Annotated in this window: 15 protein-coding genes; 7 read left to right on the top strand and 8 right to left on the bottom strand. The window is 43.5% G+C overall.

The genetic code is table 11. The features are described from left to right. Positions 1–369: 369 nt before the first annotated feature. Positions 370–1,809, bottom strand: coding sequence for a transporter substrate-binding domain-containing diguanylate cyclase (locus FM037_RS14205; RefSeq protein WP_144046540.1), 1,440 nt, complete (start codon positions 1,807–1,809; stop codon positions 370–372). A 296-nt stretch (positions 1,810–2,105) separates the two neighbouring features. Between FM037_RS14205 and FM037_RS14200 the strand changes: the two genes are divergently transcribed. From FM037_RS14200 to bfr (FM037_RS14190), 3 genes are all read left to right on the top strand, one after another. After that, positions 2,106–2,798 carry a tRNA/rRNA methyltransferase gene (locus FM037_RS14200; RefSeq protein ID WP_144046539.1) on the top strand — a complete coding sequence of 231 codons (693 nt, stop codon included), beginning with the start codon at positions 2,106–2,108 and terminating at the stop codon, positions 2,796–2,798. A 357-nt stretch (positions 2,799–3,155) separates the two neighbouring features. Then, positions 3,156–3,626 carry a bacterioferritin gene (gene bfr / locus FM037_RS14195; protein WP_144046538.1) on the top strand — a complete coding sequence of 157 codons (471 nt, stop codon included), beginning with the start codon at positions 3,156–3,158 and terminating at the stop codon, positions 3,624–3,626. Position 3,627: 1 nt separating this feature from the next. Beyond that, the gene (gene bfr / locus FM037_RS14190) at positions 3,628–4,110 is read left to right on the top strand and encodes a bacterioferritin (RefSeq protein WP_144046537.1); all 483 of its coding nucleotides are present in this window, start codon (positions 3,628–3,630) and stop codon (positions 4,108–4,110) included. Positions 4,111–4,247: 137 nt separating this feature from the next. On the opposite strand, the gene FM037_RS14185 is transcribed toward bfr (FM037_RS14190), so the two are convergent. The 3 genes from FM037_RS14185 to FM037_RS14175 all read right to left on the bottom strand — a co-directional run bounded on the left by FM037_RS14185 (position 4,248) and on the right by FM037_RS14175 (position 5,719). Next, a complete protein-coding gene (locus tag FM037_RS14185; protein WP_144046536.1) occupies positions 4,248–4,457 on the bottom strand; it encodes a hypothetical protein in 210 nt (69 codons plus the stop codon). A gap of 348 nt (positions 4,458–4,805) precedes the next feature. After that, entirely contained in the window at positions 4,806–5,198 is a 393-nt protein-coding gene (locus tag FM037_RS14180) for a glycine zipper family protein (RefSeq protein WP_144046535.1), read from the bottom strand. A 245-nt stretch (positions 5,199–5,443) separates the two neighbouring features. Beyond that, entirely contained in the window at positions 5,444–5,719 is a 276-nt protein-coding gene (locus FM037_RS14175; protein WP_144046534.1) for a hypothetical protein, read from the bottom strand. A gap of 138 nt (positions 5,720–5,857) precedes the next feature. Between FM037_RS14175 and FM037_RS14170 the strand changes: the two genes are divergently transcribed. After that, positions 5,858–7,018 carry an ABC transporter substrate-binding protein gene (locus FM037_RS14170; protein WP_227992809.1) on the top strand — a complete coding sequence of 387 codons (1,161 nt, stop codon included), beginning with the start codon at positions 5,858–5,860 and terminating at the stop codon, positions 7,016–7,018. 22 nt (positions 7,019–7,040) lie between these two features. On the opposite strand, the gene FM037_RS14165 is transcribed toward FM037_RS14170, so the two are convergent. After that, a complete protein-coding gene (locus FM037_RS14165; protein WP_144046533.1) occupies positions 7,041–8,399 on the bottom strand; it encodes an NAD(P)/FAD-dependent oxidoreductase in 1,359 nt (452 codons plus the stop codon). A 91-nt stretch (positions 8,400–8,490) separates the two neighbouring features. Continuing rightward, a complete protein-coding gene (locus tag FM037_RS14160) occupies positions 8,491–9,045 on the bottom strand; it encodes a GNAT family N-acetyltransferase (protein WP_144046532.1) in 555 nt (184 codons plus the stop codon). A gap of 236 nt (positions 9,046–9,281) precedes the next feature. Here FM037_RS14160 and FM037_RS14155 point away from each other — a divergent pair, with 236 nt between their 5' ends. Together FM037_RS14155 and FM037_RS14150 are read left to right on the top strand one after the other, a co-directional pair. Continuing rightward, positions 9,282–10,985 carry a dipeptidyl-peptidase 3 family protein gene (locus FM037_RS14155; protein ID WP_144046531.1) on the top strand — a complete coding sequence of 568 codons (1,704 nt, stop codon included), beginning with the start codon at positions 9,282–9,284 and terminating at the stop codon, positions 10,983–10,985. 171 nt (positions 10,986–11,156) lie between these two features. Next, complete coding sequence (locus FM037_RS14150) at positions 11,157–12,224, top strand: hypothetical protein (protein ID WP_144046530.1); 1,068 nt, start codon at positions 11,157–11,159, stop codon at positions 12,222–12,224. A 162-nt stretch (positions 12,225–12,386) separates the two neighbouring features. Here FM037_RS14150 and FM037_RS14145 read toward each other — a convergent pair whose 3' ends face one another. After that, a complete protein-coding gene (locus FM037_RS14145) occupies positions 12,387–13,082 on the bottom strand; it encodes an SDR family oxidoreductase (RefSeq protein ID WP_144046529.1) in 696 nt (231 codons plus the stop codon). A 115-nt stretch (positions 13,083–13,197) separates the two neighbouring features. Next, the gene (locus FM037_RS14140) at positions 13,198–13,545 is read right to left on the bottom strand and encodes a hypothetical protein (RefSeq protein WP_144046528.1); all 348 of its coding nucleotides are present in this window, start codon (positions 13,543–13,545) and stop codon (positions 13,198–13,200) included. A 247-nt stretch (positions 13,546–13,792) separates the two neighbouring features. On the opposite strand from FM037_RS14140, the gene FM037_RS14135 reads away from it, so the two are divergent. Further along, a complete protein-coding gene (locus FM037_RS14135; protein ID WP_144046527.1) occupies positions 13,793–13,996 on the top strand; it encodes a hypothetical protein in 204 nt (67 codons plus the stop codon). The last annotated feature ends 214 nt before the right edge of the window (positions 13,997–14,210 follow it).

The raw sequence follows: 14,210 nt of genomic DNA, 5'->3' as shown, positions 1-14,210 counted from the left end.
TGTCCAAGCATCAATAACAAACCGCCACAAGTTTGATAGAAGGAATGGATAACAGGCCTAATAAGGGGCTGGTAGGTTGGGCAGTGGTAAAGCCATCGATGCGGGTTTGTGACCAATCTGACATCTTGGGCTCTGACGCTCAGTCTCTGTCTTGTGGTGTGTGAATGAATCGTTTGTGATTTGTTGGCTAGGGCTCTGCTTTTTAGCTGTATATTGACTCAGGGCGATTGCAGAATCTAGAACGCCTACTTGTTCTAGGATGAAACCTTCTGCAGCCAGGTCATCTGATAATGGTTTCTGCTCGGCTTGATTCGAGGCGATAAGATCGTTGATTCATCCTTGTTTAGCCGAAAATAACATTTAATTACATTAGAGTTTATTGAACTGGTAGCAATCCCGCCCCATGGATTTTGCTATGTACATAAGGTGATCGGCTTGATTAATCAGAAATTGGTGATCGATGTTAGCCTCTTCACAGTAGACAGCGCCTAGGCTGATACTGACCGCATGACGAATATTATTCTGGCAGTAGTGGCTACTAGTCACCGATGATTGAACTCGTTTGGCTAATTCTTGAGATTGTTCAGGTGTGAGTCCCTGAATGAAAATACAAAACTCCTCTCCTCCTATCCTGCCAAATACAGCTTCGGGAGGGAGTTGCCGTTTAATCGTCTTGACCATCGCACAAATAATGAAATCGCCGACACTGTGGCCAAAATTATCATTGATCGACTTAAATCTGTCTATATCAAACAGCAACAGAGAAAGCCCGGTCTGGTTGTCATCACAAGCCTGTTGTAACAGCTCGATAAAATAACGACGATTATAGATGTTAGTCATTGCATCTATGGAGGCGAGTCTTTGTAACTCTCTGTTTAATTGGTGCAGCTCATGGGTTCTATGTGCAACGGCTCTGCGTAGGTGAAATATATAGGCCGCCGTCAACAGGAGGATTAACGCGAAAAACATGGGTAACAAGTATTTGGGGTAAACCGTTTCTACATGGATCCATTTACGCTGTATGCGCTCAAGATCCACGGCTGAGATCTGTTTAAAACCATGTTGAAGTTCCAGCCTTAATCGGTTTTGACCTTCAGCGACCGCAGGCCTAATTAATCCGCTATAAAGATGCTTCACCGGAGAAAACTGATTAGGTCTTTGTGATGTGTATAAGTAAAAGTTGGCGACTTGAAAATCTGCTACGAAGGCATGAATCTCACCTGAAAATGCACTCTTCAGCATAAGTTCATTATTATCAAAAGCGATGAGCTTAACCTTAGGATAGTGCTTCATCATATATGTTTCTTCATAGCCCGCAAAGACCACGCCTACCCTACCCGACTCGAGATAGTTGCGTACATCTGTGCCCAATAGCTTAGATGAAAAGAATAGTTGGGTATCGATCTTGACTATGCCAGGGAGGAAGTCCAGGTAAGTTTCTCTGTGTTCGGACCAAAGCAAGCCAGCATGTACATTTGCCTCTTTAGCTTTAACTGCTTGCAATGAATCATTCCAATCTGTTAAGAGGAATGACACATCTACATCGTTGACTCTGGCATATTCCTTCCAGATATCAATGAGTAAACCTTGAGCCTCGCCATTAGTATCTATATAAGAAAAAGGTTTCCATGCCTTAGAATTGGCTATGATCAGTTGTTTTTTATGCTTGGTATTTTTAATGTCCTGATCATTTTCACTGGCGCTGGAGCACGTTGCAAGCAGGTAGTAAAATATGGCAAAGAAAAAAAGTGATTTTTTAACTAAGCAGATGTGTCGTAATCGACGACACAGTGGCAGGTTAAGGTCCATTGGCTACATCCAGTTGTAAGCGCAAAAATTCGATCGCAAGACAACGCTTGCCAAGCATCACAAAATAATAACATTAACGAGTGACTAAGGTCATCATTATGTTTGGCATATTCAAACTCGAATTTCGTATGGAAACTCAGCGTCCTGCTTCAGGTTAACATCTGCATCCAGCCTCATGTGCAAGTGGCCAAAGAGTGATTGACTCCGGAGTGTAAAATAACTCGCAGATCCATTTACTTTGGCATTAGTTCAGGTAAAAATATGCCACCGTTTATCCTCTTCAGTCTGCCTTTTATATGTCTCTTGTTTTCGTGCTCGTAGAACCTAGTCGTCCAGCCAATGTTGGCGCCGCCGCTAGGGCAATAAAAACCATGGGCTTTGAACAGCTTATTCTAGTCAATTCAAACCTACATCTCGACAAAGAGGCCCATTGGCTGGCCCATGGTGCCACAGATATATTGGAACGAACCTTAGTCGTTGACTCAGTTGCAGACATTCGAGCGCAATATGATCACTTGATAGCAACCACTGCGAGAGAGAGAGGAACTCCCAGACAATATTTAACGCCTGACGAGCTTAAAAATACAGTATTACGACAATCAGGCTCAGTAAAGAAGATTGCCCTACTCTTTGGTCGAGAGTCCAGTGGTTTGTCCAACAGTGAGCTCGAGTTATGTGATCTTTTTTCCTATGTGCCCTTGATAAACGACTATCCTTCGCTCAATCTGGCTCAGGCTGTCATGGTATACAGTTACGCCCTTAGCGAAGTCAATAATCGGCTCAACCTTAGGCAAGTCGATGCACAAGAGGGTCAACTGCAGGCCCTGAAAAATAGAACCAAGATATTGTTACAGCAGCTCGATGCCCATGATGATGTAAAACTGTCCCGCTGGTTACTCGATGGCATGAGCTTACTCGGTGACAGGGACTGTAAGATGGCGCACCAACTGCTCAATGACATTGGCAGGAAGCTAAATACCCACAAGTAAAAAGCTGGCTTACTAGGTTAAACTCCCTGTTTTTATACACTAAACGAAATAGTATTCCCCACCCTTCAAGACAAAAAACACTTCATTAACCAATGAGGTGTTTTTTGTCTTGGATATATTTGATTCGTGAATGAGAATCACTCTCCTTATTCTTATAAATTGCTTATCTTTCACAGGCCTATAATGTTTTCAAGCATAATAATTTGGTCTAGCACACAGGCTTACATTATCTATTATTTAAGTGGTAAGGACCAAGTTTCACTATGGTGGTGGCTGCTTGTTTGAATGACATCGAGCCCCATTGCTAACTGTTGGCCGACAGGGCCAACAAAATTAACGAGCTTTTGGAGAGTGCTGATGAAAGGCAAGAGTAAAGTCACCCAAGTACTGAATCAGATGTTGCTGTTAGAACTCACTTCAATCAATCAATACTTCTTACATGCCCGCATTTATAAAAACTGGGGATTAGAGGAGCTTAACGAGAAAGAATATAAAAAATCGATTCTCGATATGAAACAAGCCGATGATCTGATTGAACGTATCTTGTTTCTAGAGGCCCTTCCTAACCTGCAGCAGCTGAATAAATTGAGGATAGGTGAGCACACAGCAGAGATGATCCAGTGCGATAAAGAACTACAAGAAGAACAAATTGCGGCATTACGTGGTGCTATCGCCTTGTGTGAAACCGAAGAGGATTACGTCAGTCGGGAGTTACTCGAAGATATCTTAGAAGGTGAAGAAGATCACCTTGATTGGATCGAGTCGCAACAGTTCCTTATCGATGCCACAGGCATTGAAAATTACCAGCAAACCATGATGGAGGATTAACATGAAAGGTGTTCAGAATGTCATCAACCACTTAAACAAACAACTCACCCTTGAGTTAACCTCAATGGATCAGTATCTGGCTCATTCTAAGATGTATGAAGATTGGGGGATCAATAAACTCCATGAGAAGCTGGCTCACGAATATGAAGAGGAGTTGGAGCATGCAAAGCGCCTGACTCAACGCATATTGTTTCTGGAAGGCAAACCTGATACAGCCAGCAGGCAACCGATTAATGTTGGCGATAACGTCAAACAAATGCTGGAAAACGATCTTGCGGCAGAAAGAACCGTGGCGGAAAGCCTCAGAAAGATCATTGGGATCTGTGAGAAAGAGCAAGATTACATCAGCCGGGAAATACTCGAAGATCTACTCGATGATACCGAGATGGATCATATCTACTGGCTAGAACAACATCTTGGCCTGATAGACAAGATGGGAATTCAGAACTATGTGCAATCCCAGATGGGCAGCCAAGACAGTTAACTATCTGTATAATTAAGGAATACTGGTCACAAAGAGGTTTGAATAAAAATGGAGTATCTGAGTGCATACCTCTGGGTATGAATATCTAGATACTCCATCTTCTGTACTTATCGCAACAGAGTCAATGACGCTCAATGTTAAACGCCATACACTAATAATTGTTTAACGTTAAACCTAAGCCCATCGTCTAAGGCATAAATCGTCTGATTTATGTATCCAAGCAAGATGTCTTGCTCGGCGGGACTGACCTGTGAACAGGTCACCACTCTATACATCTCAAGGGCATCTGATTTATGAGCCAGTAGTGTCGGCACTGTGGATTGCTTTACACCCTGATAATGAGCCATTAGTGAACACTGTGACAGAATGCTTATGTTGTTTATTGCCTCTTTAAATCGGTGAGAACCCTGAGGTATTACAGAGTTAGCGGCTCTGGCCTGTGCATTTATAGAATCAGAATATTTAATTTCAAATAAGCTATCTTGAATGGACTGTGTCTGCATAAAATACCTCGAGGAATGGGATAACTCTGAGGCTATTATGTAAAAAGCTAGCTGAACCTTTGCTTAACCGTACGCTGTATCAGACTTTAGAATGAGGTCCTCATTTACTCGCTGAGCCCATAAGAAATTTACGGCATAAAAAAGCCCGCTTTGTCGCGGGATTTTTTATGCCGGTGGAGTATCTTGTCTAAATCAGTTGAGTACCGTGTAGCCTCGGTTAATCATGCAATTTTTAACCACCATCTGTTTCTCAGCTTCATGGCTGGATTCATTTTGTCTCTTAGAGCGGTTTCTTCCCAGGGCGCCACCAACCACACCTATGGCCGCACCTGTTTTAGCACCATCGGTACCTGATCCTCCGGAAATAGCGCCAGCAGCCGCGCCTAGGGCTGCCCCTTTAGCTGCACCCGATACCAAACCACCTTCTGTTTGTTTTTTCTGGGCCTGCTGTGATAGTTCAGTACACTCATGCATATCGAAAATGTAATCTTTTTCATCAACACCAGATTTATCGATAATGACATTTGAAGCAGAGGCAGTTGTGTGGAACAGGAACAAACCTGCCATTAATAATACTTTCTTCATCGGGATACCTTAATTGTAATCACAATGTTAATAGGCTACTACGATCAGTATTAGCCGTAAACAGGAAGAGAGTAAGATAAAATGACTGAATGTAGACTTAATGATATATGAGTTAATTAAGTTATATCGCCTGTATAGGAGATATAAGATCACTGAGTTTATCAGAGATATTGAGTCATTTTCTATTGCAGAATTTCAACTGGGTGCAGTTTTTAGCTTCAAGTTAACCAAAATGAGATAAAAGCTTAATACCGCTTAATTCGGACCACCTTCATCACCTCAATTTCGAATCCCGCCACTTTCTCGGTTTCTGGATAATAGGTCATATTGACGCGGTTTCCCTTAAGACATTTGAATTTCTTGGGGCGTCTGAACTTAAATGGCGCATCACAGCCCTCTATCATCACAGTATGTTGTACCCACTCTTCAACATCTCTTTGAGTATGAGAAATAATCTTTACCCCTTCTGAGTGCACTAGCTTGTCGTGTGTAGTGAGCATCTTATCTAATTGTGATTTCATTTTGTTCCCCTGTTGAGCAGTCGTTAATGATAGCAAGTACGGCGCTAATTCGCACTAAAGAGATCCAATATCAAACAGATAAATGCTGAACTAAGCTTAATAAGTAAAACCTGACAATAGACCAATAACAGGTGTTCTATGACCTCTATCAAAAATATGACCTTTCCCAGCGCTATCCTTATCGTGTTAACCCTGATATTTACGCTTCTATTTGCTAAGGAGACTCAGGCTGATCATTGGCTAAGGGTACTAACTTGGGAAGGATATGTGACTCCAGAGGACGTAGATAAGGTCAATACACTCTTAGATGAGAAGGGATATAAATATAAAATCGATATTGTCGCTCCCTATGCCCAGGGGGCGGAGCAGATGTTCGATATCATTCGTGCTAAGCAGTGTGATATCACCTTTCTCACTCTCTTCTTCATCAAGATGCAAAAAGAGAAAACGGCTAAATTGATTCAAGCCATAGATATCCACTCCCCCCGTTTAACGAATTATGCCTACCTTTATCCTAATCTCACTGGGCTGGACATGGGAATGAATAGCAAGAATCAACCCCTGTATATTCCCTGGGGCGGTGGTATATATGGTTTCTATATCGATAAAAATAAAGTGATGGAAGACGAGGTGCCTGAGTCAGTCGATGCACTCTGGCAAGATGAATGGCAAAATAAGTTCTCCTTAAACCAATCTCAGGAGTGGTATAACTTAGGTTTAGCCTTAATGAGACAGGGCCTCTCCCCCTTCTCTTTATACGAGGCATTGCTAGAGGAAGACCGCCAAGTTGTTAGAAAAATTTCTGATCCTAAGGGAGTAACGCAGCAACAGCTATCCTCTCTTTATCGAGCCGCTGGTGATTTCTGGAAAACCTCGCCTAAATTTCATAAGGATTTGCTGATTGTTAGTAGCTGGGGGCCTGAAATACACGCTGAAAATGAGAAAGGGGCTAATTGGCAGTTGATTGACTTCAAGGAAGGACACATGGCCTGGCTAGATACGATCAATTTCGTTAAGGGACTAAAAGGTAGGAAACTCGAAGCGGCGGAAATCTTTGCTAATTATTTTATTAGCAAACAGGTTCAAACTCGTGTGTCTCGAGAGCTCTCTATGGTACCAGCATCCAAACTAGCACCAGTCAATACTATGCTGGGTGATGCAAGCAAAATCCTTAAGGGAAATATGTTTGTGCCTCCCTATGATCATAGCTCCTACGAGATCATGAAAAAGATGACAAACAAAGCCAATCTAGATGCTAATCAGGATGCCAGCCAAGTGTCATTCTTTCCCTTTCATTAATACCCAGATTGGATGAGAAGAGCTAGCCATATCTGTCTCTTAGCCAGCCATAATGGTAATAAGCCCATTGACCCAAACGCCTCAGACCCGGCATAGGAAATACGGGTAAAGCCTGTCTGTAGAGAGGCAAGTCGGGAGTTTTATCACCTGCAATACTTTGGGCGAGACGAAATGCAGCCTGGGCGCTGAAGGAGACACCTGAGCCGCAATAGCCCAAGCTATAACCGACCCCATCAGCTTGGTAAACATGGGGCATATCATCCATGGCGGCCGCAATCCACCCAGTCCAATTGTATGACACCCCGACATCCGCTAAAACAGGAAAACATTGGTTGAGTGCATATTTAAGTCTTTGTGCATACACGGGGTCCGATGCATCTTTACCAAATATGGCCCCACGACCACCAAACAAGAGACGATTGTCAGGCAATAATCGATAGTAATACTTCAGAATACGGGTATCCATGGTCACTTGATGGGTTTTGAGACCCGACTCACTCAATTGCTCCGCCGTCAGAGGCTCGGTGACGATAATATTACTTAATATGGGTAAGAATTTTCTATCGACTCGAGGATTAAACTGTTTAGGCGTATAGGCATTGCCCGCGGTCACTACGCGTTTTGCAAGCAACTCTCCTTGCTCGGTGATCAATCTATGCTTACCCAGCTCCTCGATCCACTGCTCGACACAAGAATTTTCATAGATCTTAATCCCTTGAGCTTCTACTAGCTGTTTATATCCCAACACTAACTTAAGTGGATTTATGCCAAAACCATCCGCTAGCCTCAGCGCCCCATAAGCTTGCTTATGGGCCATGTACTCATTGGTGAGTTGCTTTAAGGGGATAAATTCAGCCTGACCACCAAGCTCACGGGTAATAAACTCTGCGGTTTGCTTAAGTTGCTTGAGGGCCTTGGCATTATGGGCGATTTTAAGATAGCCAGGTTGCTGGGGCTCACACAATATCCTATTATCCTTGATAAGATCACTGACGCGCTCGACGGCCTGACTAAATTCACTATAAATGCCTTTCGCCGTATCCAGTCCCCACCGGTTGGCCATCTGGCTATAACCTAGTCGGCCTGAGCCTTTGAGTACGAATCCCGCATTACGGCCACTGGCACCGAATCCTATCCGATTGGCTTCTAATACGGTGGCATGAATATTAAATTCTGTTGCTAAATAATAGGCCGTCAGTAGTCCTGTGTAGCCTCCGCCTATGATGGCAACATCGGTTTGATTGGTGCCTGTGAGTGCTGGGCTTATTTGAGGCGGCGATGCTATGGTACTTGCCCAATATGAGTCCGGCCAACTAAGGCCTCCAGGACCCGAGGCTAGAAGAGGGTCGAAATGCTTGGAGTTAATAGGGTTCTGGGCCATGTTTTTCTTTATTTGAGGTCAGTTATTGAGGAATTAAGTGGTGACAGTGCTGCAGTATATCTGAGCCAGATCTAACTCAGACCTGAAACTGTTACTTGAAAATGAGCAACATTTCACAGGCGGTGCAGTGGCAATCTGCGCCACAGATCACACAGATATAATCAGGGTGTTCCTTGGTGTCATTCCATCTATCTGGATGTTCCTTTATCAGCATAGCACCAGCCTTGGTAAAATATCTCACCGCCGAGTTGTTCGGGCTCTGCTGCCATAAATGGCTTATTCCAGCTGTCGCTCCCTGCCGTTTGGTCGCTGCTATAGAGGCACTCAGCAGCTTGCCCCCTATTCCCACACCTCGATATGGCTCGGCTACGGTATTACACTTAAAGTAACAGACTCTTTGGGGTTCTATTCCCCATGCATGGGGGGTACACCATTTATCTGTTTGCCAATTTCCCGGTGCGTAAGTGAGACGAAATCCAATCAGTTTTCCATCTTGGTGGGCGACAAAATTTGCGTTTATCTCATCCTTGATCCCTTTTCGATATAGAGTTGCTAACGATGCCTCATCCAGATAGCCGTCACCATGAACCTGATTACCCAGTGAGATAACATCTGCAAAATGCTCTGGGCTTAACGTTTGAATCATAGTGCTCTCCTGCGAACCAATCGGTTTCGGTGAATATGTGAAGATAAGCTAAACAAAAATGCGAGATAAGTACATAGTTAGTCAGATTTCGCTGTGTTTTTTCTTTTACTCATCGAATCTCCTAAGACAAGATGTGTAAAAAATTTAATACGGCGATTCCTTGTTCAGGGTTTATCAAACCAGTATTTACCTGTAACGTTAGCGCCAATAAAAACAAAAGATGGGGAAATCTTTAAATGAAAAAATCATTATTATCGTTAGCCTTGCTAACCGCGCTGTCGGCATGCTCACCGGATGTTGAGATTAGCCACACTAAACCACAGGCCAGTCAAGATACTAAGACACTAGAAGCAACTGAAGTTGTTGCGGCTACTGATAAATATCAAGCCATGCTCGACAAATTTCTAACTGTGGACATGCAAGCCGATCTGTCCAGCTTAAGTGATATCGATAAGCAGGTCCTGCGTAAACTCATCTCAGTTGCAGATGTTCTGGACAAGGTGTATCTGGAGCAGACCTATGAAAATAATGCCGAGATAAGACAGCAGATCCAAGACTCTAAATTGACGAATACTGAACAATTACTCTCTCTCTATGACCTTCACTACGGTCCCTGGGATACACTGGAAGGTGATAAAACCTTCTTCGGTGATATCACTCGCCCAGAGGGCGCCGGGGTATACCCGACCGACATGACTAAGGCTGAGTTTAATCAATGGATCCAAGACCATCCTCAGGATGAAGCGGCATTCAAGAGTGGCTATACCGTGATTAAGCGCCAAGGCGATAAACTGGTCGCCATCCCGTACAGTCAGGCTTATGCAACAGATATGCAGCAGGCGGCGCTATTGATGCGCGAGGCCGCCGCCTTAACACAAGATGCTAGCCTAAAGACCTTCTTGTCTAAGCGAGCCGATGCCTTCCTCAGCGATGAATACCGCGACTCTGAGATGGCCTGGATGGATCTTGATGGCACACTTGAAGTGGCTATCGGCCCCTATGAGACATATACTGACAAGCTGTTCGGCTATAAGACCTTTTTTGAAGCTTTTATTACCGTGCGTAACCCAGAAGACAGTGCCAAGCTCGACGTGTATAAGCAATATCTTAAGGGGATGGAGCTAAACTTGCCTATTCCTGATGAACATAAGAATTTTCAGCGTGGTTCTGAGTCACCGATTTCTGTCGTGGATCAAGTTGCTGGCGGCGGTGATAACAAGCCAGCGGTGCAAACTACGGCCTTTAATTTACCTAACGATGAATATGTGCGTGAGGTAAAAGGCAGTAAAAAAGTCATGCTCAAAAACGTACTGAATGCTAAATACAAGGCGGTGATGCAGCCGATATCAGCCTTGATCATCGCCAAACCACAGCAGTCACTGCTTATGGAACGCTACTTCTTCAATGAGACCCTGTTTCATGAATTATCCCATGGCTTAGGTCCGGGAACTATCGTCAAGGACGGCAAAACCACCACAGTTTCCGAGCAACTACAAGAGACTTACTCTAAGATTGAAGAAGGTAAAGCCGATGTAATGGGTGCGTACAACATGTTGTTCTTGATGGATAAAGATGTGCTACCTAAGTCTGAGAAAAATAATATGTTAGTCACCTACTTTGCCGGATTATTCCGTTCAATGCGTTTCGGTGTGCATGAAGCTCATGGAGCCGGTGCGGCGTTTCAATACAACTATTTCAAAGAGAAGCAGGCATTCAGTTTCGATTCCAGTACACAAAGGTATACCGTTAATTTTGATAAGATGACCCAAGCAATCTCAGATCTTGTCCGGGATGTTTGTATGATCCAAGCCTTAGGTGATTATCAACAATCTAAGGACTTCTTAGCTAAATATGCCGTTATGGCCGACGAAGTTGCCGCTTTGAACGAGAAGATGGCACAAATCCCAACCGACATCAGGCCTAACTACCCTAAGATCTAATTGGTAGGCTTTATGCTATCCGGTATTAACGCCCCATGGTTTTTGATGACCATGGGGCGTTTTATTTGCTACTTTTTTATCCAAACGTTTATTTACTGTAATACCAGTGGAGCATTTGTTAATCAAAGGTTACTATTTGATCCATATGGAATAGTTTAGGATCAGGTATTAATGGAAAAGTTACCCCAAGAAGAGACGGGTGTACGTTTTAAGCAGGCCATCGACAAGCCCAAGAAGCTCATCATTATCATCTATCAATTTATTGCGAGAATACTAGGTACAATGAGTGGCCTGCTTGGCAGGCTAACGGTAGCCCAAAAGTTATACCTGTTAGCCCTCTTTTTACTCATATTTTCTGATAATTTTGGCATGGTCGCCATAGTGACTGTGGCAGCCTTAACTCTAGAATTTTGGCCCCTTTTTGAACGAGTCTGGCACAGTTTATCGGGTAAGGCCGTGTTACTCCTCTTCTATGCCGTGATAGCCAATTTCGCCATCGCTGGGGCGGCTTCCGTGGTCAATGAAGTCGTCGGGGTATCCACTGAGCATTTCTCATACACACATAACTTTGCCATCTTGCTGTATCTACCCGCCTGGATTATCGTCATGACGGCATTGGCCATATTGATGTTACAAGTGGCTGTGCCCTTCTATTTACTCTGTCTCTTGTTGCTAAAACCCTTCGGTGTAACGGGCCTTAAACTCATTAATCACAACCATTTCAGATTCACCACCATGTTCATCCGCCTTATTTTATCCTCGGTCGTGCTTTATCATCTGATGTTGATTACGAGCCTGGACGATGAGTTAAGCCAGGATCTTAGCGATCCAGATGGTCTGGTCATGAATGAGCTTTCCGCACAAGATAAAGAAGAGTTATCTAATGAGTTAACCAACCTGCGAGAAAAAGATAAAACCGACGATGCTTCCCTAACAATCGGCCTATCTTTTAACGGCAGTGATGCGGAGAAAAAAGAACAAGTGGACAACTATGAAAATGTCCGTGAGGATTATGAGAAAATGGTCAGAAGCATGATCGCCAGATTTGCTTATCAACTCGAGTCTGACAGCCGTTCACGTTGTGCCATTGCGCCAGGTAGTAATATCGTAGAGCTCAACGATTACGAAATTGTAGAAATACGCCGTGATAAAGCTGCCGATTATGGCTATAGCTTCGAGGTGAAGAAGTGCATTTCACCCGCATTTGGACTCGATAAGGCAAAGCCAAGAGCAAACTAGCTCATCCTATGCCAATAAACTGCAACAAGAGCGCAAATATAAGGTACTAATGTCAGTTAGTACCTTATATTTTTGTTATTGACTTATGATTTTCACACCAGACACCAGACACCAGACACCAGACACCAGACACCAGACACCAGACACCATGGATACCTGGTATTACCAAGGAATGTCTTGTCCACGAAAGTCTAAAAAACCACCGGTTTGACTCATGTCTAGCCCATCTAATACCCGCTTTAACCCGGTTACCGACTCTTGAACATCGATAAGACCATTGGGGCCGCCCATTTCGGTTCTCACCCAGCCAGGATGCAGGGCAACGACTGCGATGTTATCGTCTCTTAGATCAACCGATAGACTCTTAACCACTGAGTTAATTGCGGCTTTCGATGAACGGTATATGTAGGCACCACCACTGGTGTTATCACCCATGCTGCCCATTTTAGATGATAGAATCGCAAAGATACTCGAAGATACCAGTTTGAGGTTTGCTCTGAAGGCTTCTAATATTTTTAAAGGGGCGATTGAATTGATCTCAAAAACCCTGCGCCATTCTTCCACGTCAATATCTCCAAGGGTACTGCCCTTGGGCCCATAATAGCCCGCATTATTGATCAGCAGATCTATGGGCTTACCCTGCAAATTATCGGCAAGCTGCTGTAACGCCTGATAATCGGTGACATCCAGCTGAAAAACAGACAGGGGTTCATTTTCTTCGAGCAGTTGTGTTAACTCGCCAGCTTGTTCAGGCTCGCGGCAACATGCTGTAACGTTCCAACCAGCCTGTAGATACTGTTTGACCATAGTCAGGCCCAAGCCTCGATTTGCACCGGTTATAAAGAGATGTTTAGCCATTAGTTTATTCCTTGGAAGGAGTAATGAGGAGAATCAAATGTAATTTTAGTTATAACCAGACTAATGTACACACAAATCGTAAAATACCAAGTAACTCATAGAGCTAGCTTGAAAATCAGGCCTTAATATTTGCCAGAAATTCGTCTATTAAAACCGATAATTTATCATGAAAATGTTCTTCAAAATCATCTAAGTCACTTTTGAAATGATCCAGATATTGGGCAGCCTTGTCATGACTCAATTGTTTCTGATTCACCGAATACTGCATCTCTGGCAGGGATTTATCATAGCGTGGAAGTGGTAACCAGATAATGAAGTTCGCATCAACTTGTTTGAGTTCCTGATTGGCGAAACGGCAAAAATCGGCGATATGATCTAAACCGTCGGGCCCCAGGCAGCCAGGCTCTATTCTGCATAATACCGTTAGTCTCTTCTCTTTGGGCAAGGGGGTTGTTTTAGGCATTGATATAAACCAAACATAATCGGTCTGATAATTATAACGCTTATCCACTAAAGAGTAATCCAAAGCTTGTAACATAAATCTCTGTGATTAACGGTGAGAGCCGCAAGCTATGCTGACAATCGAACCGTCGTCACACTTCTCGATTACATTAGTCAAATTGCCGACCAAGATCCCTTAATTGTCACTCCCTACTTTTCATCGGTAGTCACACACGAATATTACGATAAGTTTGGACGATACATAGAAAATGATTACAACGTATCCCAGCGCCCTTGGTGGAATGACCTGCTCAAACAGAACCGTATACATCGAAGATCCTCAACGAGACCTATCAGGTAGACTGGCATTAGCCATGCGCCAGCCCTTGTATCGAAATAACACCCTGATTGGTAGTGCAGGCATGGATATTCAGATGACCGAGTTTACTCAGCAGTTAATGAAAATATCATAGACATCAGTGACAAGGCGGAGGAAAGTGTACAGCAGATCCAAAATGTAAATCGATCAATCAATAATACCGAGCGACAGACTGAGAAGTTAAATAGTCAGATCGCTCAGTTTACGATTTAATCATTGAAGATGTTACCGGAATAGGTAGATATTGATATAGGATCTCTGCCTATCCTGTACCCAATCTCAAAGATATAAGCTATCATCGGCGGTAA

Source organism: Shewanella psychropiezotolerans, from assembly GCF_007197555.1.
GTDB lineage: Bacteria > Pseudomonadota > Gammaproteobacteria > Enterobacterales > Shewanellaceae > Shewanella > Shewanella psychropiezotolerans.
This window is presented reverse-complemented; position numbering and strand designations above follow the sequence as displayed.